This is a genomic window from Klebsiella sp. EMBS2024 (genome assembly GCF_036233805.1).
GTDB classification, from domain to species: domain Bacteria; phylum Pseudomonadota; class Gammaproteobacteria; order Enterobacterales; family Enterobacteriaceae; genus Klebsiella; species Klebsiella pneumoniae.
Genome location: NZ_JAZARW010000001.1, coordinates 802,130 through 828,193, shown reverse-complemented (window position 1 = coordinate 828,193; position 26,064 = coordinate 802,130). Strand labels below are relative to the sequence as shown.

Annotated in this window: 24 protein-coding genes; 6 read left to right on the top strand and 18 right to left on the bottom strand. The window is 58.4% G+C overall.

The genetic code is table 11. The features are described from left to right. Positions 1–200: 200 nt before the first annotated feature. From sucD to sdhC, 8 genes are all read right to left on the bottom strand, one after another. Positions 201–1,070: a succinate--CoA ligase subunit alpha gene (gene sucD, locus VZP09_RS03775; protein WP_002895043.1), complete on the bottom strand. Its 870-nt coding sequence runs from the start codon at positions 1,068–1,070 to the stop codon at positions 201–203. Beyond that, complete coding sequence (gene sucC / locus VZP09_RS03770; RefSeq protein WP_002895039.1) at positions 1,070–2,236, bottom strand: ADP-forming succinate--CoA ligase subunit beta; 1,167 nt, start codon at positions 2,234–2,236, stop codon at positions 1,070–1,072. The genes sucD and sucC overlap by 1 nt, the downstream gene beginning before the upstream one ends. 103 nt (positions 2,237–2,339) lie before the next feature. After that, positions 2,340–3,566: a 2-oxoglutarate dehydrogenase complex dihydrolipoyllysine-residue succinyltransferase gene (gene odhB, locus VZP09_RS03765; RefSeq protein WP_009484141.1), complete on the bottom strand. Its 1,227-nt coding sequence runs from the start codon at positions 3,564–3,566 to the stop codon at positions 2,340–2,342. Between the two features lie 14 nt (positions 3,567–3,580). After that, complete coding sequence (gene sucA, locus VZP09_RS03760; RefSeq protein WP_004147623.1) at positions 3,581–6,388, bottom strand: 2-oxoglutarate dehydrogenase E1 component; 2,808 nt, start codon at positions 6,386–6,388, stop codon at positions 3,581–3,583. A 381-nt stretch (positions 6,389–6,769) separates the two neighbouring features. Continuing rightward, positions 6,770–7,486, bottom strand: coding sequence for a succinate dehydrogenase iron-sulfur subunit SdhB (gene sdhB / locus VZP09_RS03755; protein ID WP_002894954.1), 717 nt, complete (start codon positions 7,484–7,486; stop codon positions 6,770–6,772). Positions 7,487–7,501: 15 nt separating this feature from the next. Beyond that, on the bottom strand, positions 7,502–9,268 hold the full coding sequence (gene sdhA, locus VZP09_RS03750) for a succinate dehydrogenase flavoprotein subunit (RefSeq protein ID WP_004179067.1): 1,767 nt from the start codon (positions 9,266–9,268) through the stop codon (positions 7,502–7,504). Further along, complete coding sequence (sdhD, locus tag VZP09_RS03745) at positions 9,268–9,615, bottom strand: succinate dehydrogenase membrane anchor subunit (protein ID WP_002894949.1); 348 nt, start codon at positions 9,613–9,615, stop codon at positions 9,268–9,270. Before sdhD ends, sdhA begins: the two co-directional genes overlap by 1 nt. Next, complete coding sequence (gene sdhC / locus VZP09_RS03740) at positions 9,609–10,013, bottom strand: succinate dehydrogenase cytochrome b556 subunit (protein WP_004142216.1); 405 nt, start codon at positions 10,011–10,013, stop codon at positions 9,609–9,611. Before sdhC ends, sdhD begins: the two co-directional genes overlap by 7 nt. A 324-nt stretch (positions 10,014–10,337) precedes the next feature. On the opposite strand from sdhC, the gene VZP09_RS24820 reads away from it, so the two are divergent. Together VZP09_RS24820 and gltA are read left to right on the top strand one after the other, a co-directional pair. Further along, entirely contained in the window at positions 10,338–10,439 is a 102-nt protein-coding gene (locus VZP09_RS24820) for a hypothetical protein (RefSeq protein WP_418133188.1), read from the top strand. A 214-nt stretch (positions 10,440–10,653) separates the two neighbouring features. Further along, the gene (gltA, locus tag VZP09_RS03735; protein WP_002894943.1) at positions 10,654–11,937 is read left to right on the top strand and encodes a citrate synthase; all 1,284 of its coding nucleotides are present in this window, start codon (positions 10,654–10,656) and stop codon (positions 11,935–11,937) included. A gap of 90 nt (positions 11,938–12,027) precedes the next feature. On the opposite strand, the gene nei is transcribed toward gltA, so the two are convergent. The 8 genes from nei to VZP09_RS03695 form a co-directional block, all read right to left on the bottom strand. After that, on the bottom strand, positions 12,028–12,819 hold the full coding sequence (nei, locus tag VZP09_RS03730; RefSeq protein ID WP_032414684.1) for an endonuclease VIII: 792 nt from the start codon (positions 12,817–12,819) through the stop codon (positions 12,028–12,030). A 15-nt stretch (positions 12,820–12,834) separates the two neighbouring features. Further along, positions 12,835–13,479: a pyroglutamyl-peptidase I gene (gene pcp / locus VZP09_RS03725; RefSeq protein ID WP_032414683.1), complete on the bottom strand. Its 645-nt coding sequence runs from the start codon at positions 13,477–13,479 to the stop codon at positions 12,835–12,837. A gap of 9 nt (positions 13,480–13,488) precedes the next feature. After that, positions 13,489–14,484: a DUF979 domain-containing protein gene (locus tag VZP09_RS03720; RefSeq protein ID WP_032414682.1), complete on the bottom strand. Its 996-nt coding sequence runs from the start codon at positions 14,482–14,484 to the stop codon at positions 13,489–13,491. Beyond that, a complete protein-coding gene (locus VZP09_RS03715) occupies positions 14,481–15,206 on the bottom strand; it encodes a DUF969 domain-containing protein (protein WP_032414680.1) in 726 nt (241 codons plus the stop codon). The genes VZP09_RS03720 and VZP09_RS03715 overlap by 4 nt, the downstream gene beginning before the upstream one ends. A gap of 81 nt (positions 15,207–15,287) precedes the next feature. Continuing rightward, positions 15,288–16,031, bottom strand: a complete 744-nt coding sequence (pxpA, locus tag VZP09_RS03710; protein ID WP_004176856.1) for a 5-oxoprolinase subunit PxpA — start codon at positions 16,029–16,031, stop codon at positions 15,288–15,290. Next, positions 16,021–16,953: a 5-oxoprolinase subunit PxpC gene (gene pxpC / locus VZP09_RS03705; protein ID WP_012068462.1), complete on the bottom strand. Its 933-nt coding sequence runs from the start codon at positions 16,951–16,953 to the stop codon at positions 16,021–16,023. The genes pxpA and pxpC overlap by 11 nt, the downstream gene beginning before the upstream one ends. After that, entirely contained in the window at positions 16,947–17,603 is a 657-nt protein-coding gene (gene pxpB / locus VZP09_RS03700; RefSeq protein WP_004176857.1) for a 5-oxoprolinase subunit PxpB, read from the bottom strand. The genes pxpC and pxpB overlap by 7 nt, the downstream gene beginning before the upstream one ends. A 14-nt stretch (positions 17,604–17,617) precedes the next feature. After that, positions 17,618–18,361, bottom strand: a complete 744-nt coding sequence (locus VZP09_RS03695; protein ID WP_004176858.1) for a type 2 GTP cyclohydrolase I — start codon at positions 18,359–18,361, stop codon at positions 17,618–17,620. A 267-nt stretch (positions 18,362–18,628) separates the two neighbouring features. On the opposite strand from VZP09_RS03695, the gene dtpD reads away from it, so the two are divergent. Further along, the gene (gene dtpD / locus VZP09_RS03690; RefSeq protein ID WP_021470147.1) at positions 18,629–20,107 is read left to right on the top strand and encodes a dipeptide permease DtpD; all 1,479 of its coding nucleotides are present in this window, start codon (positions 18,629–18,631) and stop codon (positions 20,105–20,107) included. On the opposite strand, the gene phrB is transcribed toward dtpD, so the two are convergent. Together phrB and VZP09_RS03680 are read right to left on the bottom strand one after the other, a co-directional pair. After that, positions 20,079–21,521 carry a deoxyribodipyrimidine photo-lyase gene (gene phrB / locus VZP09_RS03685; RefSeq protein WP_032411062.1) on the bottom strand — a complete coding sequence of 481 codons (1,443 nt, stop codon included), beginning with the start codon at positions 21,519–21,521 and terminating at the stop codon, positions 20,079–20,081. The genes dtpD and phrB overlap by 29 nt on opposite strands. 183 nt (positions 21,522–21,704) lie before the next feature. Beyond that, positions 21,705–21,914, bottom strand: a complete 210-nt coding sequence (locus VZP09_RS03680) for a DUF2517 family protein (RefSeq protein WP_004142243.1) — start codon at positions 21,912–21,914, stop codon at positions 21,705–21,707. Between the two features lie 306 nt (positions 21,915–22,220). On the opposite strand from VZP09_RS03680, the gene kdpF reads away from it, so the two are divergent. The 3 genes from kdpF to kdpB are packed head-to-tail and all read left to right on the top strand — an operon-like array spanning position 22,221 to position 26,058. Beyond that, entirely contained in the window at positions 22,221–22,310 is a 90-nt protein-coding gene (kdpF, locus tag VZP09_RS03675) for a K(+)-transporting ATPase subunit F (RefSeq protein ID WP_020323459.1), read from the top strand. Further along, complete coding sequence (gene kdpA, locus VZP09_RS03670) at positions 22,310–23,989, top strand: potassium-transporting ATPase subunit KdpA (protein WP_004142245.1); 1,680 nt, start codon at positions 22,310–22,312, stop codon at positions 23,987–23,989. The genes kdpF and kdpA overlap by 1 nt, the downstream gene beginning before the upstream one ends. Before the next feature lie 20 nt (positions 23,990–24,009). Beyond that, a complete protein-coding gene (gene kdpB, locus VZP09_RS03665) occupies positions 24,010–26,058 on the top strand; it encodes a potassium-transporting ATPase subunit KdpB (protein WP_004147607.1) in 2,049 nt (682 codons plus the stop codon). Positions 26,059–26,064 lie beyond the last annotated feature (6 nt).

Below are 26,064 nucleotides of genomic sequence, written 5' to 3'. Positions count from 1 at the left end.
AGCCACTACAGCGCATCGAAAATACTTATTAAATAATAAATTAAATCAATATGATAGATAGGGCTTTTCGCAGAAAATCAATTCGTTGTTGGCGCTGCGGTTCTGACGAGACGGGATAACGGTCACAAAAAAGGCCACCTGACGGTGGCCAACCATGNCGAAATCGGACAGATTTCTGCTTGCGGACAAGCAGAGAGGGTTTACTTGATAATAGCTTTCAGCGCTTCGCCGATGTCGGCCAGGCTGCGAACAGTTTTCACACCCGCCGCTTCCAGCGCTGCGAATTTCTCATCCGCTGTACCTTTACCGCCGGCGATGATAGCGCCCGCGTGGCCCATACGCTTGCCTTTCGGCGCGGTAACGCCCGCGATGTAGCCGACAACCGGCTTAGTGACATGATCTTTAATATAAGCAGCCGCTTCTTCTTCCGCGCTGCCGCCGATCTCACCGATCATGACGATCGCTTCGGTCTGCGGATCTTCCTCGAACATCTTCAGGATATCGATGAAGTTGGAGCCCGGGATCGGGTCGCCGCCGATACCGACGCAGGTAGACTGGCCGAAGCCGTAGTCGGTGGTCTGCTTAACCGCTTCATAGGTCAGGGTGCCGGAACGGGAAACGATGCCCACTTTACCCGGCTTGTGAATGTGACCCGGCATGATGCCGATTTTGCACTCGCCCGGAGTGATAACGCCCGGGCAGTTCGGGCCGATCATACGCACGCCCGCTTCGTCCAGCTTCACCTTCACGGTCAGCATATCCAGCGTTGGGATACCTTCGGTGATGGTGATGATAAGCTTAATGCCCGCGTCGATCGCTTCCAGGATGGAATCTTTGCAGAACGGCGCCGGAACGTAGATCACGGTCGCGGTCGCGCCGGTCGCTTCAACGGCTTCGCGCACGGTGTTGAACACCGGCAGGCCCAGGTGAGTGGTGCCGCCTTTGCCTGGCGTCACGCCGCCAACCATTTGCGTACCGTAAGCGATCGCTTGTTCAGAGTGGAAGGTCCCCTGGCTACCGGTGAAGCCCTGGCAGATAACCTTGGTATCTTTATTGATTAAAACTGACATTATTTCCCCTCCACTGCGGCAACAACCTGCTGTGCTGCGTCCGTCAGACTTTTCGCTGCAATAATATTCAGGCCGCTGTCAGCCAGTTTTTTCGCGCCCAGTTCGGCGTTGTTACCTTCCAGACGTACAACAACCGGAACGTTAACCCCTACTTCCGCTACCGCGCCGATGATGCCGTCAGCGATCAGGTCGCAACGCACGATGCCGCCGAAGATGTTAACCAGCACCGCTTTAACGTTGTCGTCAGAGAGGATGATTTTGAACGCTTCGGTCACGCGCTCTTTGGTCGCGCCGCCGCCTACGTCGAGGAAGTTAGCCGGTTCGCCGCCGTGCAGCTTAACGATGTCCATGGTACCCATCGCCAGGCCTGCGCCGTTAACCATGCAGCCGATGTTGCCGTCCAGCGCGACGTAGTTCAGTTCCCACTGCGCCGCCTGCGCTTCACGTGGGTCTTCCTGAGACTGATCGCGCATTTCGCGCAGATCCGGCTGGCGGAACAGCGCGTTGCCGTCAGCGCCCAGTTTGCCGTCGAGGCAGATCAGGTCGCCCTGCTTGGTGATCACCAGCGGGTTGATCTCGATCAGCGCCAGGTCGCGCTCAAGGAAAATGGTCGCCAGACCCATGAAAATCTTGGTGAACTGCTGAACCTGTTTACCTTCCAGACCCAGTTTGAACGCCAGTTCACGACCCTGGTAAGGCATCGGGCCCGCCAGCGGATCGATGGCGATCTTGTGGATCAGGTGCGGGGTCTCTTCCGCCACTTTCTCGATTTCCACGCCGCCTTCGGTAGACGCCATGAACACCACGCGACGGGAGCTACGGTCAACAACCGCGCCCAGGTACAGCTCTTTGTCAATATCGGTCGCCGCTTCAACCAGGATCTGGTTAACCGGCTGGCCGTTCGCATCTGTTTGATAGGTCACCAGACGTTTGCCCAGCCAGTGCTCGGCAAATGCGCGGATCTCTTCTTTGCTCTTAACTACTTTCACACCGCCCGCTTTGCCGCGGCCACCAGCGTGAACCTGACATTTCACTACCCACGGACCCGCGCCGATTTTTGAAGCGGCTTCTTCTGCTTCACGCGGAGTAGTACAGGCATAACCCACCGGCGCCGGTAAGCCATAGCGGGCAAAAAGTTGTTTTGCCTGATATTCATGTAAGTTCATGTGTTCAGTCCATCCTTCAGGGTGTAATTATCTTTAAACCTGTAGGCCTGATAACGGCGCTAACGCGTGTTATCCGGCCTACGGTAGGTAATACGCTTGCTGACTACACGTCCAGCAGCAGACGGGTCGGATCTTCCAGCAGCTCTTTAATCGCCACCAGGAAGCCTACCGATTCACGTCCGTCGATCAGACGGTGGTCATAGGAGAGCGCCAGGTACATCATCGGCAGGATCTCTACCTTGCCATTGACCGCCATCGGACGGTCTTTAATGGCATGCATACCCAGAATAGCGCTCTGCGGTGGGTTGATGATCGGCGTGGACATCAGGGAGCCGAAGACGCCGCCGTTGGTAATAGTGAAGTTACCGCCGGTCAGGTCGTCTACGGTCAGCTTGCCGTCGCGGCCTTTCACTGCCAGCTCTTTGATATTCTTTTCGATATCCGCCATGCCCAGCAGGTCGACGTCACGCAGAACCGGGGTGACCAGACCGCGCGGAGTGGATACGGCCATGCTGACGTCGAAGTAGTTGTGGTACACCACGTCGTCGCCATCGATGGAAGCGTTCACTTCCGGATAGCGTTTCAGCGCTTCCACTACCGCTTTCACGTAGAAGGACATAAAGCCCAGGCGGATGCCATGACGTTTTTCGAACGCCTCACCGTACTGCTTACGCAGATCCATGATGGGCTTCATGTTGACTTCGTTAAAGGTCGTCAGCATGGCGGTAGAGTTTTTCGCTTCCAGCAGACGTTCGGCTACGCGTTTACGCAGGCGGGTCATCGGGACGCGTTTTTCCGAACGGTGGCCCAGCTGCGGCGCCGGCGCGGCTGCCGGGGCGACGGCTGGCGCTTTGGCTTCTGCCGGCGCCGGGGCTTTCGCCAGATGTTTCTCAACGTCTTCGCGGGTCAGACGGCCGCCGACGCCAGTGCCTTTGATGGCCGCTGGGTCAAGGTTGTGTTCAGCCAGCAGACGACGGATCGCCGGGCTCAGCGCGTCGTTGTTCTGCTCTTCCAGAGAGGCCTGCTGACGCTGCGCCGGAGTGGACGCTTTCGCATCGGCTTTCTCGCTGCTTTCTTTACCTGCGCTGTTGCCTTCGCGCAGGCGGCCAAGGATCTGGCGAGACAGGACGGTGGCGCCCTCGTCTTCCAGCACTGCATCCAGAATGCCGTCCGCTGATGCCGGTACTTCCAGTACCACTTTGTCAGTTTCGATTTCGACCAGAACTTCGTCACGGACGACCGCGTCGCCCGGTTTTTTGTGCCAGGTGGCGACGGTTGCGTCAGCTACGGACTCAGGCAGGTCGGGAACCAGAATATCTACGCTACTCATTGTGTATCCTTTAATTAATCGACGTTCAGCGCGTCATTGACCAGATCTTGTTGCTGTTTCTGGTGAACGGACATATACCCTACCGCCGGAGAGGCGGAGGCCGGGCGGCCTGCATAACGCAGAGAGGCCCCAAACGGAATCACTTCACGGAAGTGATGCTGGCTGCAGTACCATGCGCCCTGGTTGAGCGGCTCTTCCTGGCACCAGACAAAATCATGCACGTGCGCATACGCTTTCAGCGCTTCCTGCACCGCCTGATGCGGGAACGGATAGAGCTGCTCGATACGAACGATAGCGACATCTTTTTGCTCGTTTTTGCGGCGCTGTTCCAGCAGGTCGTAGTAAACCTTACCAGAGCACAGCACAACGCGCTTCACAGCCTGCGGATCAAGTTGATCGATTTCACCAATAGCCGGCAGGAAAGTGCCGTTCGCCAGCTCATCCATGCTGGAGACCGCCAGCGGATGACGCAGCAGCGACTTCGGCGACATCACCACCAGCGGACGACGCATACCGCGCAGCGCCTGGCGACGCAGCATGTGATAAACCTGTGCCGGCGTGGACGGCACGCAGACCTGCATGTTTTGTTCAGCGCACAGCTGCAGATAACGCTCCAGACGCGCGGAGGAGTGCTCCGGGCCCTGGCCTTCGTAACCGTGCGGCAGGAGCATCACCAGGCCGCACATCCTCCCCCACTTCTGCTCACCGGAGGAGATGAACTGGTCGATCACCACCTGCGCACCGTTGGCGAAGTCGCCAAACTGCGCTTCCCAGATGGTCAGAGTGCGCGGCTCGGCGGTGGCGTAACCATATTCGAACGCCAGCACCGCTTCTTCAGACAGTACCGAGTCCCAAACGCGGAACTGGCCCTGGCCGTTATGGACATGCTGCAGCGGCGTGTAGGTTGAACCATTGGTCTGGTTATGGATCACCGCATGACGGTGGAAGAAGGTGCCGCGGCCGGAGTCTTCGCCGGACAGACGAACCGGAATACCTTCGTCAACCAGCGTGGCGTAGGCCAGGTTTTCGGCACCGCCCCAGTCAAACAGCTTCTCGCCTGCCGCCATCGCCTGGCGGTCGGCGTAAATTTTCGCCACGCGGGACTGCATTTCGATACCTTCCGGTACCGTGCTGATGCGTTTGGCCAACTCCTGCAGACGTTTCGGCTCAACTTTATCCGGATAGCTCTCGTCCCACTCGTGGTTGAGGTACGGCGACCAGGTAAAGGAATGCATATTCATCGGACGCCATTCCTGCACCACGCATTCGCCGGCATCCAGCGCATCGCGGTAGAGGTTAACCTGCTCGGTCGCATCTTCCAGAGTCGCCACCTTCTCCTGCTCCAGCTTGTCAGCATAGATTTTGCGCGGAGTCGGATGCTTTTTGATCTTCTGATACATCAGCGGCTGGGTTGCGCTCGGCTCATCGGCTTCGTTGTGGCCGTGACGGCGGTAGCACACCAGGTCAATGAAGACATCGCGTTTAAAGGTATTGCGGAAATCAAGCGCCAGACGGGTGACGAAGGCGACCGCTTCCGGATCGTCCGCATTGACGTGGAAAATCGGCGCCTGCACCATTTTACCGATGTCGGTGCAGTACGGCGTTGAGCGCGCATCCAGCGGGTTAGAGGTCGTGAAGCCCACCTGGTTGTTGATAACGATGCGCACGGTACCGCCCACTTCGTAACCGCGGGCTTTGGACATGTTCAGAGTTTCCTGAACCACGCCCTGGCCGGTGACGGCGGCGTCGCCGTGGATGGTAATAGGCAGAACTTTGTTGCTGCTTGGCTCGTCCAGACGATCCAGACGGGCGCGTACGGAACCGATAACCACCGGGCTGACGATCTCGAGGTGCGACGGGTTAAACGCCAGCGCCAGGTGCACCAGACCGCCTTCGGTTTCCATATCGGAAGAGAAGCCCATGTGGTACTTCACGTCGCCGGTGCCGAGGTGTTCTTTATGTTTGCCCGCGAACTCGTCGAACAGGTCCTGCGGTTTTTTACCCAGCACGTTGACCAGCACGTTCAGACGGCCGCGGTGCGCCATGCCCAGCACCACTTCGCGGGTGCCGCTTTTGCCTGCATGGCGGATCATCTCTTTGAGCATCGGGATCAGGGCGTCGCCACCCTCCAGCGAGAAGCGCTTCGCCCCCGGGAATTTGGCGCCGAGGTAGCGCTCCAGACCTTCCGCGGCGGTCAGTTCGCTGAGGAAGCGTTTTTTCTCTTCCGCGGTAAAGCTCGCTTTGCCAGCTACCGATTCAATGCGCTGCTGGATCCAGCGTTTTTCTTCGGTAGAGGTGATATGCATGTATTCCGCGCCGATGGAGCCGCAGTAGGTTTGCTTGAGGGCGGCAATCAGCTCGCCCAGCTTCATCGTGTCTTTACCGATGGCAAATGAACCTACGTTATAGCTTTCCTGGAAATCGGCCTCGGTCAGATCGTGGTAGGCCGGATCGAGATCCGCCACTCTCTCTTGCTTCCACAGCCCCAGCGGATCGAGATTCGCATGCTGGTGGCCACGGAAACGGTATGCGTTGATGAGCTGCAGGACTTTAACCTGCTTCACATTGGTGTCTGGGTCGGAAATCGAAGAAGTGTAACGTGAGGCATCCTTCGCCAGTCGACGGAAATAATCACGCGTTTTGGAATGAAATTGATCCGGTTTAACTCCGGTGCCAGGTAACTGCTGGAACATTGAACGCCAGTTGGCGTCAACAGAGTCAGGATCGGTTAAGAAGTCTTCATAGAGCTGTTCTATCCAGCTCTGGTTCGAACCAGAGAGGTAAGAAGAGTCCAGCCAGGCTTTCATTGCGCCGTTCTGCATCGTGATCCCTTAAGCATTCATATGCTTATTTCGCCGTAGAAACTACCACGCACACCGAGTGCACGTGCCGGGGTTCACTTGTTGCGGACGAGTTGTGGTTTCTATCCGCTAAGGAACCTTTAAAAACTGCCATTAATCTTCAGCGTTCAGGCTGCGGTTGCGTTGGCTGCCTTCGCTTACCCCGGTCACATAGTTCACTATGCTCCCGGGGATGCGCTCAGTTGCCGCCTTACCTCGCACTGAACGCCTCGATTACTGGTACATCTTGTGGCGGTTTTTAAAGATTTCCTGCTATATCCCCCGGCGGCGCTAACGCTTGCCGGGGCTACTGCTTTGGTAGCCCGGATAAGCGCTAGCACCATCCGGGACAGACCGTGTTGCTTACGCGCTGCGCTGCAGCAGCATCGACTTAATATGGCCGATGGCGCGCGTCGGGTTCAGCCCCTTCGGACACACACTGACGCAGTTCATAATGCTGTGACAGCGGAATACGCTGAAAGCATCGCTCAGGCCGTCCAGGCGCTCGCTGGTTTCGGTATCGCGACTGTCGATCAGGAAGCGATACGCGGCCAGCAGGCCAGCCGGGCCGATGAACTTGTCCGGGTTCCACCAGAACGACGGGCACGAGGTCGAACAGCAGGCGCACAGAATACACTCGTACAGCCCGTCGAGTTTCTCACGCTGCTCAGGCATCTGCAGATGCTCGCGAGCCGGAGGATTTTGCCCATTATTCAACAAGTAAGGCTTAATCTTCTCATATTGTGCATAGAATTGCCCCATGTCCACCACCAAATCACGGATAACCGGTAATCCTGGCAGCGGACGGATAACAATCTTCTTGCCCGGCTGATTCAGCGCGGAGATTGGCGTGATGCACGCCAAACCGTTTTTCCCGTTCATGTTCAGACCATCGGACCCGCAGACCCCTTCACGGCAGGAGCGGCGGAACGACAGCGACGGATCTTTTTCTTTCAGCTGGATCAGCGCATCCAGCAGCATCATGTCGCGACCTTCTTCCGCTTCAAGGGTGTAATCCTGCATGTGCGGAGCGTCGTCAACATCCGGGTTATAGCGATAAATTGAAAACTCGAGTTTCATTTTCCTGTCTCCGCATTAGTAAGTACGAATCTTCGGCGGGAATGCCGGACGCAGTTTCGGTTCCATATTGACGCTACGACGCGTCATGGATTCCGACTCTGGCAGGTACAGGGAATGGCACAGCCAGTTTTCATCATCACGATCCGGGAAGTCGAAGCGGCTGTGGGCGCCACGGCTCTCGGTACGGAAGTTAGCGGATACGGCGGTCGCGTAGGCGGTTTCCATCAGGTTATCCAGCTCCAGGCACTCAACGCGCTGGGTGTTGAACTCGCTGGAGGTATCGTCGAGACGGGCGTTTTTCAGGCGCTCGCGGATCACTTTCAGTTGCTCCAGACCTTTGTGCATCGCATCGCCTTCGCGGAACACCGAGAAGTTATGCTGCATACATTCCTGCAGCGCTTTACGAATCGCCACCGGATCTTCACCAGAGCGGGTGTTGTTCCAGCGGTTGAGGCGATCCAGCGAGCCTTCAATATCGGATTCGCTAGCGTCGCGCAGCGTGCCCTGCTCGGCAATGGACTCCTGCAGATGCAGGCCCGCCGCGCGGCCGAAGACCACCAGGTCGAGCAGCGAGTTGCCGCCCAGACGGTTGGCGCCGTGGACCGATACGCAGGCGATTTCGCCTACCGCGAACAGGCCCGGGATCACCACGTCTTCGCCCTTCTCATTCACGGTCAACGCCTGGCCGGTGACTTTGGTCGGGATACCGCCCATCATGTAGTGACAGGTTGGGATAACCGGGATCGGCTCTTTCACCGGATCGACGTGGGCAAAGGTACGGGAAAGTTCAAGGATACCCGGCAGACGAGATTCCAGAACCTCTTTACCGAGGTGATCCAGTTTCAGTTTCGCGTGCGGGCCCCACGGACCGTCGCAACCGCGGCCTTCGCGGATTTCGATCATGATGGAACGCGCCACCACGTCACGGCCCGCAAGGTCTTTAGCGTTCGGGGCATAACGCTCCATAAAGCGTTCGCCGTGTTTGTTCAGCAGGTAACCGCCTTCGCCGCGGCAACCTTCGGTAACCAGAACTCCAGCCCCGGCGATACCGGTCGGGTGGAACTGCCACATTTCCATATCCTGCACCGGCACGCCGGCGCGGATGGCCATCCCGACGCCGTCACCCGTATTGATGTGGGCGTTGGTGGTGGACTGATAGATACGGCCTGCGCCGCCGGTCGCCAGCACGGTGGCGCGGGCTTTAAAGTAGACCACTTCGCCGGTCTCGATGCACAGGGCGGTACAACCGACTACCGCGCCGTCCTGGTTTTTCACCAGATCGAGGGCGTACCATTCGGAGAAGATAGTGGTGTGGTTTTTCAGGTTCTGCTGATACAGAGTGTGCAGCAGGGCGTGACCGGTACGGTCAGCCGCCGCCGCGGTACGCGCCGCCTGTTCGCCGCCGAAGTTCTTCGACTGGCCGCCAAACGGGCGCTGATAAATACGGCCATCGTCAAGACGAGAGAACGGCAGTCCCATGTGCTCCAGCTCAAGAATCGCTTCCGGGCCGGTCTTACACATGTATTCGATGGCGTCCTGGTCGCCGATATAGTCCGACCCTTTTACGGTGTCGTACATATGCCATTCCCAGTTATCTTCATGGGAGTTACCGAGCGCGACGGTGATGCCACCCTGCGCGGATACGGTATGGGAACGGGTAGGGAACACTTTGGAGAGCAGTGCACAGGTCTGTCCGCTCTGGGAAATTTGCAGCGCCGCGCGCATACCTGCGCCGCCGGCACCGATGACAACAGCATCAAACTCTCTGACTGGCAATTTCATTACACACCCCACACCACAACAAATCCATAAAGAACGTAAGCCACCAGCGCCACAACGATAGCCAGTTGCAGAACCAGGCGCAGAGCCAGTGGTTTAACGTAGTCTGTTAACACCTGCCACATCCCGATCCAGGCATGGATGAGAATGGAAACGAGAGCCAGCAGAGTGAAGACTTTAGTGAAGCCGGAGGCAAAGAATCCGGTCCACACTTCCCATGAGATTTCACCGGTGGTGGCGAAGAAGCCAACCATGTAGATGATGTAGAGGGTCAGAACGATGGCGGTAGCACGGACCAGGATAAAGTCATGTACGCCGTTGCGTCCCAGTGCTGAGGCGTTGCTTACCATACGAGGACTCCTGCGAGAAGTGAAAGCACGACAGTAATAACAAAAGAAATTTTGGCGGAACGTTTCCCTGCTTCGAGGGTTTCGTCCAGGTAGCCAAAGTCCATCATCAGATGGCGAATACCGACAACGACGTGATAGGCCAGCGCGGTGAGAATGCCCCACATGATGAACTTCACAAAGAAGCTATCCATGATGGAGGCCGCCGTCAGAAAACCTTCTGGGGAGGAAAGGCTGGTGCCCAGCAGCCAAAGCAGAATTCCGACCGCCACGAAGGTGATGACACCGGAAACGCGATGGAGAATGGACGCTATCGCCGTGATTGGGAACCGTATCGTTTGTAGATCCAGATTGACAGGTCTTTGTTTTTTCACATTTCTTACCATGAATAACGCCCACATGCTGTTCTTATTGTTTCCTTCCTCCGGTCTGCTTGCGGGTCAGACAGCGTCCTTTCTATAACCAGAAGTCATGTTAAAACGTCTTTTCAGGCATTAAAACATCACTAAACAACGCTGGGTGGCTCGGGATTGCAGGGTGTTCCGGAGACCTGGCCGCAGTATAGGCCGTTCACAAAATCATTACAATTAACCTACATATAGTTTGTTGGGTTTTCTCCGGAACAGTGATCAAGGTCACGATACCAACATTTTTTTAATTTTTAATCACCTGATTTGACAAATATTAAACATTCTTGTTACAACCATTACCAGTTAAATGCAATAATGCTCAAAAGTTATGGGGTCACTCTTTCACCTGAGAATAAGTTATGTAACAGTGTGTCAGTATTGACCGATGTAATCAGGACAGTTATTAGTGGTATATAGGTTTTAATATTCGGACTGCTAAAACGCTGATTTGCTGTTGTTTCACCGCAGCCCTGAAGGACGTGCCATCAAGCGCCGTTGCTCTGTACCCTGCCCTTTTCGCTGACGCAGAGCTGTGTGCAACATAACAAACTGGTAACGTATGCAGGCGCGGGCCGAAAGCAAATCCACCACCCGGCAGTCTTAAGCAATAAAGGCGCTAAGGAGACCATAAATGTCTGATGCTAAAGCAAAAATCACCCTGGGTGGTGACACTGCTATTGAACTGGATGTGCTAAAAGGCACGCTCGGTCAGGATGTTATTGATATTCGTAGTCTTGGTTCAAAAGGCGTATTTACCTTTGACCCAGGTTTCACATCAACGGCTTCTTGTGAATCTAAAATTACGTTTATCGATGGTGACGAGGGGATCCTGCTGCACCGCGGCTTCCCGATCGACCAGTTAGCGACCGAATCTAATTATCTTGAAGTCTGTTATATCCTGCTGTACGGCGAAAAGCCGACCCAGGCCGAATATGACGAATTCAAAACTACCGTCACCCGCCACACCATGATTCATGAGCAGATCACCCGTCTGTTCCACGCGTTCCGTCGCGATTCCCACCCGATGGCGGTGATGTGCGGGATCACTGGCGCGCTGGCGGCGTTCTATCATGATTCCCTCGACGTGAATAACCCGCGTCACCGCGAGATTGCCGCCTACCGTCTGCTGTCCAAAATGCCAACCATGGCAGCCATGTGTTACAAGTATTCTATCGGCCAGCCGTTTGTTTATCCGCGCAATGACCTCTCCTACGCCGGCAACTTCCTGCGCATGATGTTTGCGACACCGTGCGAAGAGTATGAAGTCAATCCGGTGCTGGAGCGCGCGATGGATCGTATTCTGATCCTGCACGCCGATCACGAGCAGAACGCGTCGACCTCCACGGTACGTACCGCGGGCTCCTCCGGCGCTAACCCGTTCGCCTGTATCGCTGCGGGCATCGCCTCCCTGTGGGGACCGGCACACGGTGGCGCCAACGAAGCGGCGCTGAAAATGCTGGAAGAGATCAGCTCCGTTGAGCACATTCCGGAATTTGTTCGTCGTGCGAAAGACAAGAATGACTCTTTCCGCCTGATGGGCTTCGGCCATCGTGTTTACAAAAACTACGATCCGCGCGCCACCGTGATGCGTGAAACCTGCCATGAAGTGCTGAAAGAGCTGGGCACCAAAGACGACCTGCTGCAGGTGGCCATGGAGCTGGAGCATATCGCGCTGAACGACCCGTACTTCATCGAGAAGAAACTGTATCCGAACGTCGACTTCTACTCCGGTATTATCCTGAAAGCGATGGGTATTCCGTCCTCCATGTTTACCGTTATCTTCGCCATGGCGCGTACCGTGGGCTGGATTGCGCACTGGAACGAAATGCACAGCGATGGCATGAAGATCGCCCGTCCGCGTCAGCTGTATACCGGCTACGCCAAACGCGATTTCCAGTCCGACATTAAGCGTTAATCGCACTGTCCGGATCATAAAAACGCGCCTGCTGGCGCGTTTTTTTATGCCTGATAACGCGCTTCATGCTGAAATCGCCCGCCAGCCGGCTTAATGCTGGCATCCTGGACACCAGTAAAATGGCCGCGAGGAGAGCGTCGTCTTCTCAATGATTCCCCCACAGCGTTCGCACCTTTCCCTATCGCGATGGAAGACCTTAAAGCGAAACAGCGCGCCATGATGCTTGTTGTCATCCACCAGACCGCGAGTACGATAGGACAGCCGCGGGATATCGAGCAGCGCGTGCGCCAGCGCATCCAGCTGACTGTCGCTCAGTTCAGCGGCTTTACGCTTACCGCTTAATCCCACCTGCCAGAGAATTTCCACCCGCAGATAGTTTCCGAGCCCGGCAAGAAAAGCCTGATCCAGCAGCAGGCCGGAAAACTGACGATTGCGGAATTTGGCCGACAGCAGCCGCGCTTTCACCTGCTCCGCGGTTAACGTCATGTCCAGCACGTCCGGTCCGACGCGCAGCAAGAACGGATGGTTGGCAACCTGCTCCGCCGTGAGGATATCAATGTCCGACGCGCTGTAGAGCAAAATCGCCTTGCTGGCGGTCTGCAGCCTGACGCGCAGTACGCGGTTCGATTGCGGCTCAACGCCGGCATCCACCACACGCCAGACGCCGTACAGCTGGTTATGGCTATACAGGGTCAATCCGCCGGAGAAGTGGGTTAACAGGGCCTTGCCGCGGGTGGCGATATGGGTCACCCGCTGACCAATTAGCTGAGTTTGATAGGGTTGCAACTGAGGAAAGGCGAACCAGACGTTGGTTAAGGGTTCGCCTTTGATTGCCGCCTCCAGTTTATCCGCCGCACGGCGGATCTCCGGACCTTCCGGCATACTGTCATCCTTCTGTTAATGGGTGGCGCCGCCGCCAATTTTGACATCGTCATCCTGTTCAAGGGCGACGGCAATCGCCGTTTCCAGCGCCGCGCGTACCGTCGCGACCGACATACTCGCCTGCCCCGGGTGGGCCGCCGCCTGTTCAGGCAGATAAGGAATATGGATAAAACCGCCCTTCTGCCCGCTTTTTCCCTGCAGCTGATGCAGCAAACCATACATAACGTGATTGCAGACGAAGGTGCCCGCGGTTTGCGACACCGAGGCCGGGATCCCCTGCTGGCGCAGCGCGCTGACGATCGCTTTGATCGGTAGCGTACTGAAGCAGGCCGCAGGGCCATTAGCGACGATCGGCTCATCGATCGGTTGCTGGCCTTTATTGTCGGGGATCCGCGCATCATCGACATTGATCGCTACACGTTCGACGGTAATATCTACACGGCCGCCGGCCTGTCCGACGGCAATCGTCAGCCGCGGTTGATAGGTTTCCAGCGCCGCCTTCAGCACCGTCAGCGCTTCGCCGAATACGCAGGGTAATTGTTTAGCCACCACCTGCTGTCCGCGAATAATCATGTCATCCAACTGCTTAACCACTTCCCATGAAGGATTAACCGTTTCGCCGCCGAACGGCTCAAAACCGGTAATCAATACGCCAGCCATCATCCCTCCTTACAGGAACATCAGGAAATAGAGTAAGAATACATTGACGATAAGCAGCAGGATACCGGTCGGTATCTGGGCTTTAATCACCGCGTTTTTATCCGGCAGTTCCAGCAGCGCCGCCGGGACAATATTGAAGTTCGCCGCCATCGGCGTCATCAGCGTGCCGCAGTAGCCGGAAAACATACCAATCGCCGCCATTACCGCCGGATTGCCGCCGTGCTGCAGGACTAAAATCGGAATGCCAACTCCGGCGGTCACAATCGGGAAAGCGGCAAAGGCGTTGCCCATCACCATTGTCAGCACCGCCATGCCGATGGCATACACAGCCACGGCGATAAAGCGGTTATCGACCGCCAGATAGTGCTCGGTCAGCCATGAAATGCTGGTTCCGACGCCCGCTGCGGTAAACAGCAGCCCCAGCACCGCGAGGATTTGCGGCAGGATAAAGGCCCAGCCGACGGAATCAAGCAAACGGCGCGCTTCCTGCATTGGCTGCGCCACCGTTTCATGCGTCATACGAATCGCCATCGCCAGGCCAATCAGCGTACCGACAGTCATCGAGAACAGAGTAATCAGCGTCGCGTGGTTGCCCGGCCCGAAGAGCGCCGCCTGCCATGAGGGCAGATTGTTAAACAGCAGTACGCCAATGACGGTGACGACCGGAATCGCCAGCGCCGGAAAGAAAAGTTTGTTGCCGAGGCGTTTCGCGCTGGTGGTTTTCTCTTCCTGGGTACGCTGATGGTAGCTGCCGAGGCGCACGCCGCCAAAACCGGCGATCAGCGCCAGGATGACCACCACCCCGCCGACAGCGATATTCACCGTACGCTTATCGCCCACCAGTTGATATGTCCAGTCGCCGAGCAAGAACACCAGCCCGTACAGGCCCCAGAACAGACCGGTTGTCAGACGCCGCGGATTGCTTTTGTCGCGCCAGGACATGATAGCCACGACCAGCAGTACCGCGCCGGCCAGCCAGTATAAATAGGTTTGCTGGAAATTCATGCCACACCGCCTTTCGCCTGTCCGGCGTTTATCCGGTCCAGCTCGCGCTGGAGATGGCGATCGAGTCGCCACAGGCGCGCGGCGTGGATCAGAAAGGCGCAGATCGCCGTCGGGATCCCCCACAGGGCAATATGCAACGGTTCTGTCTGGATCCCACCCGACTCCAGCATAAAGTTGTGCATGAAGATGATCGCGCCGAAGGCGACAAAAATATCTTCGCCGAAGAACAGCCCGACGTTATCGGTCGCCGCCGACATCGCGCGCAGGCGGTAGCGTACATTGCCCGGCAGCGGGCCAAAGCGCTTTTCCGCCGCCCCCTCCGCCATCGGCGCCAGCAGCGGGCGCACCATTTGCGGATGTCCGCCGAGGCTGGTCAACCCCAGAGCGGCGGTGGCTTCGCGCACAAACAGATAGACGATCAGCAGACGTCCGGCGGTCGCGCTATGGATCTTCGCGATCCACGCCTGCGCCCGCTCTTTCAGACCATGGCGCTCCAGCAGCCCGATCACCGCCAGCGGCAGCAGCAGAATAAACGGCAGATTACGGGTATTCAGGAAGCCCTCGCCCAGTTTCTCCAGAATAGTGGCTATTGGCATATGCGCCGCCACGCCGGTGACGATCCCGGAGATAATCACCACCAGCACCGGGTTAAAGCGTAATACAAAACCGACCACAATCACGGCAATGCCGATTAGCGGCCAGAGGGATATCGCCTCTTGCATAATAACGTCCTGTTCAGTTGTGAGTATTGTGAGTGTTGTTAATTATTTGATTTAATTATTATTAATAACTTAGGCGGACTATTACTCGAGGTCCGCGCTGACGTCGATATTCCGCCCGGCAAACGCGGCGCGCAAGCGCCGGGCGAAATCGAGCGCGTGAGCGCCATCGCCATGCAGGCAGACCGTTTCCGCCTTAACATGCGCCCATTCGCCGCTCAGGCTGCGCACCCGATTGTGCTGCACCATTTCCAGCGTTTGCGCCAGCGCCTGCTCTTCGCTCTCAATCAGCGCGCCCGGTTGGCTGCGCGGCACCAGGCTGCCGTCGGCCTGATAGCCGCGATCGGCGAAGACTTCCTGGCGCGTCGTCAACTGATAATGCTGTCCGGCGCGGATAAGCTCGCTGCCCGCCAGCCCAACCAGCACCAGGTCGGCGTCGGCATCGCGCACCGCACGGGCGATAGCGTCGGCCAAAGGCGGCTCTTTCGCCGCCTGGTTGTACAACATGCCATGCGGTTTGACGTGCCGCAGCTCGCCCCCCTGGGCGTGTACGATTGCCGCCAGCGCGCCAATTTGGTACAGCACCTGGGCGTAGACCGTCTCAGGCGGTAACTGCATCGCGGTTCGACCGAAATTTTCCCGGTCCGGGAAGCTCGGGTGTGCGCCAATAGCGACGCCGTTTTTCAGCGCCTCGCGCACGCATTGCTGCATGAGAACCGCATCGCCGGCGTGAAAGCCGCAGGCGATATTGGCGGAAGAGACCAGCTGCAGCAGCGCGCTATCGCTGGCGCAGCCTTCGCCGAGGTCGGCATTTAAATCAATTTTCATCGCTTAACCTCCAGGCCAGTTGTTCAAGGTAGCGCTGCTGGTCGGCGCGCGCTTTTAGCGCTTCCTCCAGCGAACAGGGGACGAAATGGATCGGCTGACCTAGCGGAATTTGCGCCAGTTGGTAAATATCGGCTTCAATAATGCAGGCTATACGCGGATAGCCGCCGGTGGTTTGCGCATCGTTCATCAACACAATCGGCTGGCCGTTATGCGGTACCTGTACCACGCCGGGCAGCAGGCCATGAGAGAGCATTTCCCGGTCGGTTGTGCGCCTGAGCGGCTGCCCCTGCAGGCGGTAGCCCATACGGTTGCTTTGCGGACTCAGCTTCCACGGCGAGCGCCAGAAAGACTCCTGCGACACGCTGTCGAATTCGTGATACTCCGGCCCCGGCAGCGCGCGAATAATATTGCCTATCGGCAGCTGTTTAACGCCGCGCGAGGCGCTAAAGCGGCGGGACGATTTCCCAATCTTCACTTGATCGCCATCCTGCAACCGGCGCCCTTCGATTCCGCCGATACCGACTTTCAGATCGGTAGAGCGGGAACCTAAAACTTCAGGGACATCAATACCGCCCGCGACCGCCAGATAGCTGCGGATCCCATGCTGAGGATTTTTCAGCACCAGCCGCTGCCCGGCCTTCGCCTCCATTCGCCAGCCCAACCAGACCGGCGCGCCGTCGAGCGTCGCTTCACAGGCGGCGCCGGTCAACGCGAACCAGCAGTGGCGGGTAAACTGCACATCGACCTGACCCAGCGTAATTTCCAGCGCCGCCGCCTCCGGCGCATTGCCCACCAGCAGATTGGCAATGGTCATCGCCGGTTTATCCAGCGCGCCGCAGCGGCTAATCCCCCACTGGCGCTGGCCTTCCCGGCCGCCATCCTGTACCGAGGTATACATGCCGGCGCGGATAAATTTCAACATACCCCCTCCTTCTGCGGCACAAAGCGCACGCGATCGCCGGAACGCAGCAGCACCGGCTCTTCACGTTTTGGATCGAATAATGCCAGCGGCGTGCGCCCCAGCAGCTGCCAGCCGCCCGGCGTCGCCAGCGGATAAATACCGGTTTGCGATCCGCCGATACCGACGGATCCCGCCGGTACCAGTACGCGCGGCTCGGCGCGACGCGGCATCGCCAGCTGCTCCGGCAGGCCGCCAAAATACGGAAACCCCGGCTGGAAACCCAGAAACCACACCATATACTCCACCGAAGAGTGCAGTTCGACCACCTGCTTTTCGCTCAAACCGCTATGGCGCGCGACGTCGCCAAGATCTGGCCCCGCCTCGCCGCCGTAGATAACCGGGATACTTATCTCACGGGATTCCGGCTCCAGCGCATCGCTCTCTTCCCACCAGCGCTGCAGCTTGTCAATCGCCTCCCACGCCATCTCCTGCGGACGACGCAGCACAACGGTGATGTTGTTCATCCCCGGGATCACTTCAACCACCTCTTCGCGATCGGTCAACCGCTGCGTCAGGCCCCAGATACGTTTTTGGCTCTCCAGGGTCACCGGAGGCTCAAGCTCCAGGACCACCGCCGTTTCACCTAACAGATAACAACGCGCTCGCTGCACTTTCTTCTCTCCCGTCAGGCAGGGTTAGGAATATCAATAAAGGTAACATCCAGATCGGTCGTTTCCGTCAGCCATTCGCTGAGGGCGCGAATGCCGCCCCGCTCGGTGGCGTGGTGGCCGGCGGCATAAAAATGCAGGCCCTGCTCGCGGGCAGAGTGAATAGTTTGTTCCGACACTTCGCCGGTGATAAAGGCGTCCACGCCAAAGCGCGCCGCGGCGTCGATAAAGCTCTGGCCGCCGCCGGTACACCAGGCGACGCGGCTGACGGTGTCCGGCCCGGTATCGCCGCACCACAGCGGCTTACGCCCCAGTCGCGCTTCGATCCACGAGGCCAGTTCGAGGCCGGAAACCGGCATCGACAGCTCGCCCCACGGCACCAGCGGTTCGATTTCGCCGAGCACGTTAATCCCCAGCAGATGCGCCAGCTGCGCGTTATTGCCCAGCTCCGGATGGGCATCCAGCGGCAGGTGCCAACCGTAGAGATTGATATCGTTGGCCAGCAGGGTTTTCAGGCGACGGCGCTTCATGCCGCGGATCACTGGCGATTCGTTTTTCCAGAAATAGCCGTGATGAACAATCACCGCATCCGCCTGCAGACGGACGGCCTCATCCAGCAGCGCCTGGCAGGCCGTCACTCCGGTGACGATCTTGTGCACCGTTTCGCGTCCTTCCACCTGCAGACCGTTAGGGGCGAAGTCACTGATGGCCGCACTATTGAGCTTGTCGTTAATCAGTTGTTCCAGTTCGCTATTTTTCATCGCCACTCCAGCAGATAATCAGGTTATACAAAGGCATAACATAACCATATCCATTCGGGTCGTCGATAGTCCGCGACCGTCACTGACCATGACTTTTTAACGAATCCCGCAATTTGTCTATTCATCCCGCCGCGCATTAGTGTATATTTATGCACTAATAAAGCATATTAAATAATCAGAAAGCCCCTCAAGCCATGAATATGACTGATAAATTGCTATTCATGCAGAACGATCGACTTTCGNTTTACGCCAGGAAACACACTTCATATGCAGACAACATCATCGCAGCCGCGGGCGATCTACTACGTCGTGGCGCTGCAAATCTGGGAGTACTTTAGCTTTTACGGCATGCGCGCCCTGCTGATCCTCTATCTCACCAATCAGCTCAAATATGACGATAACCATGCCTACGCCCTGTTCAGCGCCTACTGTTCGCTGGTCTATGTGACGCCGATCCTCGGCGGCTATCTGGCCGATAAGCTGTTAGGCAACCGGATGGCGGTCATGCTCGGCGCGCTGCTGATGGCCATTGGCCATCTGGTGCTCGGGGCCAGCGAAACCGCTCCGCTTTTCCTGTACCTGTCGCTGGCGATCATCGTCTGCGGCTACGGGTTGTTTAAATCCAACGTCAGCTGTCTGCTGGGGGAGCTGTACGAACCCGCCGATCCGCGTCGCGATGGCGGCTTTTCGCTGATGTATGCCGCCGGCAATATCGGCTCGATTATCGCGCCGATCGCCTGCGGCTACGTACAGGAGGAGTATAGCTGGGCGATGGGCTTTGCCCTGGCGGCCATCGGCATGGTCGCGGGGCTGGTGATTTTCCTCTGCGGCAACCGTCATTTCCAGCATACCGCCGGCGTCAACCGCCAGGCGCTGTGCGCACGCCGCTTCCTGTTGCCGAACTGGGGCTGGCTGCTGGTATTGCTGGTTACCGCCCCGCTGCTGATTGCGGTACTGTTCTGGCAGGAGTGGTCGGTGTATGCCCTGATGGTGGCCACGGCCATTGGCCTCGCGGTACTGGCGCGGATCTACCTGCGCGCCGAAACCGATAAACAGCGCAAGGATCTGCGCCTGATCGTCGTCCTGACCGCCTTCAGCCTGCTGTTCTGGGCCTTCGCCCAACAGGGCGGGAGCTCCATCAGCCTGTATATTGACCGCTTCGTTAACCGCCATATCATGAGCTACGAAGTCCCTACCGCTATGTTCCAGTCAATCAACGCCTTCGCGGTGATGCTCTGCGGGATGGTGCTGGCGTGGCTGGTGAAAGAGAGCGTGAACGGCAATCGCACCGTGCGCATCTGGGGGAAATTTGCCCTCGGTCTGGGCCTGATGAGCGCCGGGTTCTGCATTTTGACCCTCAGCGCCCGCTGGTCGGCGGCCTATGGTCAGTCGTCCATGCCGCTGATGGTGCTGGGTCTGGCGGTGATGGGCTTTGCCGAACTGTTTATCGACCCGGTCGCGATGTCGCAGATCACCCGCATTGAGATCCCGGGTGTCACTGGGGTGCTGACCGGTATTTATATGCTGCTCTCAGGGGCCATCGCCAACTATCTGGCCGGCGTTATCGCCGACCAGACCTCGCAGGCGTCATTCGACGCCGCCGGAGCGGTGAACTACTCCATTGACGCCTACATTACCGTCTTCAGCCAGATCACCTGGGGCGCGCTGGCCTGCGTCGGCGTGGTGCTGGTCATCTGGCTGTATCATTCGCTGAAAGTCAGGACCCGCCGTCTGGCGGTGGAGTAATTCCTTTTCTGGCGGCCTCCCAGGCCGCCAGCGTCTCCTGCCGCGCCTGCTTGTGATCAACTATCGGGCGCGAATAGTCCAGCGTGATCCCTTGTTTATCCGCCCACGCCCACGGCTGATGCAGGGCCTTCTCCGGCACCTTTGCCAGCTCCGGCAGCCAGCGACGTATAAACACCCCCTGTTTATCAAACTTTTCGCCCTGGGTGGTGGGATTAAATATGCGGAAATAGGGCGCGGCGTCGGTGCCCGTTGAAGCCGCCCACTGCCAGCCGCCGTTATTCGCCGCCAGGTCGCCATCAATCAGCTGGCTCATGAAATAGCGCTCGCCCGCCCGCCAGTCGAGGCGCAAATCTTTCGTCAGGAAGCTGGCGACAATCATGCGCAACCGGTTATGCATCCAGCCGGTGGCGTTCAGCTGGCGCATGGCGGCATCAACAATCGGAAAACCGGTCTCCCCGCGCTGCCAGGCCTGCAGGGCGGCCTCCTCTGCGCGCCAGGCGACCTTATCTGTCCAGGCAGTAAATGGCCGTCCTTTACAGAGCTTCGGATAGTAGACCATCAGATGGCGGTAAAACTCGCGCCAGATCAGCTCGTTAAGCCAGGTGGCGCCGGCTCCGCCGTCCAGCGCGGCGGGATGTTCCGTCAGCAGACGATGCAGGCACTGGCGGGGGGACAGCACGCCGATGGCCAGGCAGGGCGACAGGCGACTGGTCCCTTCCACGGCCGGGAAGTCGCGCTGCCCCTCGTAATCCGCCGCCGCTTGCTGACAAAACGCGCGCAGACGCGCCAGCGCCGTTTTTTCATCCGCGGCAAACAGCAGCCCGTCGAACGGCGTTTGCGGGTAGTTAAGCTCAGGCAGCGGCGGCGCCTGGCGGGCAGGCGCCTGGCGCGGCTTCGGGGCCGCCACGCACGCCGGCAGTCCGTCCCGCAGACGGCGAATAAACGCATTTTTAAACGGGGTGAAGACTTTATACATTTCGCCGCCACCGGTCAGTACGCTGCCGGGCGGCAACAGGACGCTGTCGTCAAAGCCCTGGCAAATCACGTCGCACAAGGTGTTCTCAACGGCGGCATCGCGCTGGCGTTCATTGAATTCGTACTGATAGTTGTAGAACAGGTGACTGACCTGATGCTGCTGGCAAAAATCGGCCAGCCGTTCGACGCTGGCGGTAAAATCGTCCGCCTCTTCTACCCACAGCGGTATGCCCCGTTCCGCCAGCGCGGCATGCAGACTCTGTAAATGGCTGGCGATAAAAGCGGCCTGCCGTGGCGCCAGGTGATGTTCACGCCACTGCCCCGGGGTGGCGATATACAGCGCCAGCACCTGCGCCTGCGGATCGCGGCAGGCGGCAGCCAGCGCCAGGTTATCGTGAATGCGTAAATCCGTGCGTAACCAGACCAGATGGGTGGCCATATCACTCCTTATTATCCGTCAGCAATACTCATCTTATGATCTAAGCCGGCAAAAATAGCGCGCTCCGGCAAAATACGCACCTGCCAATTCCAAGGCGGCGCATAAAAACGAGTGTAGACAAGCGGCGAAAAAAAACCGCCGGGGCAACCCGGCGGTCTTGTTATTTTCTTCGCAGCAGGAGGATTAATAGAAATCGTGAGCGGCTTTCTCCGCCTGCGCCATCCACACCGGCTGCTCGCTGGTTTTCGACCACACCCGGTGCAGCCAGCTGTAGTAGCGGGCGCGATCTTTCCAGAACAGCATCACCGGCAGCGCCGCGACGCCAGCCACGACGGCGAAAGCACGACGCAGCAAAATAATATGAGCAGGATAAGCTTTGTACAACGCCATCATTTCTCTCCCCTTTGTCAGGCCGGCAAGCAGCGCCGGTAAAATTAATCATGTTTGTATGAGCAAAATAATACCGCTCTGCTTGTAATTTTACTACTCATCCGACCACTAAAAAGCACGTATTTATACTTAATTTACATTCGCCACGTAAATTGGTTACGAAAAAGTTAAATTAATACTAACCATCAGTTAATTTGTGCCTTTGTCATTTTTATACTTTTTTTACACCGCACCCGCGGATTTTTGCGAAATCTTTGCGCCGTAATTTCTATCCTCCAGGTAAATCGAAAACACACCCGGAGGTGGATTGTGACTGCAGGCGTACTCACTGGCGTTGGGCTGGTGTTCCTGTTACTGGCTTATCTGGTTTATGCCTTGATACATGCGGAGGCATTCTGATGGCTGCCCAGGGATTTTTATTATTAGCCAGCTATCTGCTGGTATTGCTGGTGCTGGCGCGCCCGCTGGGGATGTGTCTGGCAAGAATGGTGAACGATATCCCGCTTCCCGGCCTGGCCGGGGTCGAGCGCGTCCTGTGGCGCGTGGCCGGGATCCGCGCCGAAGAGATGGGCTGGCTGCAGTATTTGCTGGCGCTCCTGCTGTTTAACGCCCTCGGCGGCCTGGCGCTGTTTGCCCTGCTGATGCTCCAGGGCGTGCTGCCGTTTAACCCGCAGCACCTGCCGGGGCTGTCATGGGATCTGGCGCTCAATACCGCGATCAGCTTTGTCAGCAATACCAACTGGCAGGCTTACGCCGGCGAAAGCACCATGAGTTATCTCAGCCAGATGGTCGGCCTGACGGTGCAGAATTTCCTCTCCGCCGCCACCGGCATCGCCGTGGTCTTCGCCCTGACCCGCGCCTTCGCCCGGCAGAAAATGTCGACCCTCGGCAATGCCTGGGTCGATCTGACGCGCATTACCCTGTGGCTGCTGCTGCCGCTCTCTCTGCTGGTGGCCCTGTTCTTTATTCAGCAGGGCGTGCCGCAGAATCTGCAGGCCTACCAGCCCTTTACCACCCTCGAAGGGGTGCACCAGCTGCTGCCGATGGGGCCTGTCGCCTCACAGGAAGCGATTAAGCTGCTGGGCACTAACGGCGGCGGTTTCTTCAATGCCAACTCCGCCCATCCGTTTGAAAACCCGACCGCGCTGACCAATCTCGTGCAGATGCTGGCGATCTTCCTGATCCCGGCGGCGCTGTGCTTCGCCTTCGGCGAGGTGGTAAGCGATCGGCGTCAGGGACGCGCCATCCTGTGGGCAATGACGCTGATCTTTATCCTCTGCGTCGCCGTGGTGATGTGGGCGGAGACCCGCGGCAATCCGCATCTGCTGACGCTGGGTGCCGACAGCAGCCTGAATATGGAAGGAAAAGAGAGTCGCTTCGGTATTCTCGCCAGCAGTCTGTTCGCGGTGATCACCACCGCCGCCTCCTGCGGCGCGGTCAATGCCATGCATGACTCCTTCACCGCGCTGGGCGGCATGGTGCCGATGTGGCTGATGCAGATTGGCGAAGTGGTATTCGGCGGCGTCGGCTCGGGCCTGTACGGCATGCTGCTGTTCGTTATGCTGGCGGTATTTATCGCCGGGCTGATGGTCGGCCGCACCCCGGAGTACCTCGGGAAGAAAATCGATGTCCGGGAAATGAAAATGATCGCCCTCGCCATTCTGGTCACCCCGACGCTGGTGCTGCTTGGCACGGCGCTGGCGATGATGACCGACGCCGGCCGCGCCGGGATGTTCAACCCTGGACCGCACGGCTTTAGCGAAGTGCTATACGCCGTCACCTCGGCGGCCAATAACAACGGCAGCGCCTTCGCTGGCCTGGGCGCGGCGACGCCGTTCTGGAACCTGCTGCTGGCGTTCTGCATGCTGGTCGGCCGCTTCGCCGTCATCATTCCGGTGATGGCCATCGCCGGCTCGCTGGTGGCGAAGAAAATTCAACCGGCCAGCCCCGGCACCCTGGCCACCCACGACGCCCTGTTTATCGGTTTACTGATCGGCACCGTGCTGCTGGTGGGCGCCCTGACCTTTATTCCTGCGCTGGCGCTTGGCCCGCTGGCTGAACACTTTTCCTTACTTTGAGCGATGCGGAGCACCCTGTTATGAGTCGCAAACAATTAGCCCTGCTGGAGCCGACGCTGGTGCGCCAGGCGCTGCTGGATGCCGTGAAAAAACTCAGCCCGATGGTGCAATGGCGCAATCCGGTGATGTTTATCGTCTGGGTGGGCAGTCTGTTAACTACCCTGCTGGCGATCGCCATGGCTGGCGGCGCCCTGACCGGTAGCGCCACCTTTACCGCCGCCGTCAGTATCTGGCTGTGGTTTACCGTGCTGTTCGCCAACTTTGCCGAAGCGATGGCGGAAGGCCGCAGCAAAGCCCAGGCCAACAGCCTGAAAGGGGTGAAAAAAACGGCCTTCGCCCGCAAACTGCGCGCCCCGCAGCATGACGCGCCGGTCGACCACGTGCCGGCGGAAGATCTGCGCAAAGGCGACGTGGTGCTGGTGGAAGCCGGGGATATTATCCCCTGCGATGGCGAAGTCATCGAAGGCGGCGCCTCGGTGGACGAAAGCGCCATTACCGGCGAATCTGCCCCGGTGATCCGTGAATCCGGTGGCGATTTTGCCTCGGTGACCGGCGGGACACGCATTCTCTCCGACTGGCTGGTGATCCGCTGCAGCGTGAACCCGGGAGAAACCTTCCTCGACCGGATGATCGCCATGGTGGAAGGCGCCCAGCGCCGTAAAACGCCGAACGAGATCGCCCTGACGATCCTGCTGATCGCCCTGACGCTGGTGTTCCTGCTGGCCACCGCCACCATCTGGCCCTTCTCGGCGTGGAGCGGCAATGCGGTCAGCGTTACCGTACTGGTCGCCCTGCTGGTGTGCCTGATCCCGACCACCATCGGAGGGCTACTGTCGGCCATCGGCGTCGCCGGGATGAGCCGTATGCTCGGCGCCAACGTGATCGCCACCAGCGGCCGCGCGGTGGAAGCCGCTGGCGACGTCGATGTTCTGCTGCTGGATAAAACCGGGACTATTACTCTCGGCAACCGCCAGGCCTCCGCCTTCCTGCCGGCTCGCGGCGTGGAAGAGCGAACCCTCGCCGACGCCGCCCAGCTCTCCTCGCTGGCGGATGAAACCCCTGAGGGGCGCAGCATCGTGGTGCTGGCGAAACAGCGCTTTAACCTGCGCGAACGCGATCTGCAGTCGCTGCACGCCACCTTTGTCCCCTTTACCGCGCAAACGAGGATGAGCGGCATCAATATCGATCAGCGCATGATCCGCAAAGGGTCGGTGGACGCCATTCGCCGCCACGTGGAGGCCAACGGCGGCCACTTCCCTGCCGATGTCGATAAACAGGTGGAAGAGGTCGCTCGCCAGGGGGCCACGCCGCTGGTGGTCGCCGAAGGCGAAAAGGTGCTGGGGATTATTGCGCTCAAAGATATCGTCAAAGGCGGCATCAAAGAACGTTTCGCCCAGCTGCGCAAAATGGGCATTAAAACGGTGATGATCACCGGCGATAACCGCCTGACCGCCGCGGCGATCGCCGCCGAGGCCGGCGTCGATGATTTCCTCGCCGAAGCGACGCCGGAAGCCAAGCTGGCGCTGATCCGCCAGTACCAGTCGGAAGGTCGGCTGGTGGCGATGACCGGCGACGGCACCAACGACGCGCCCGCGCTGGCTCAGGCCGACGTGGCGGTGGCCATGAACTCCGGCACCCAGGCGGCGAAGGAAGCGGGCAACATGGTCGACCTGGATTCCAACCCCACCAAGCTGATTGAGGTGGTCCATATCGGCAAACAGATGTTAATGACGCGCGGCTCGCTGACCACCTTCAGTATTGCCAACGACGTGGCGAAATATTTCGCCATTATTCCGGCGGCGTTTGCCGCGGTCTATCCTCAGCTGGCCATGCTGAACGTGATGGGCCTGCATTCGCCCTCATCGGCGATCCTCAGCGCCGTTATCTTCAACGCGCTGATCATCGTCTTTCTGATCCCGCTGGCCCTGAAAGGCGTCAGCTATCGCCCGCTCTCCGCCTCGGCGATGCTGCGCCGCAACCTGTGGATCTACGGCCTCGGCGGTCTGCTGGTGCCCTTTATCGGTATTAAAGCCATCGACCTGCTGCTGACCCTGAGTGGTCTGGTGTGAGGAACA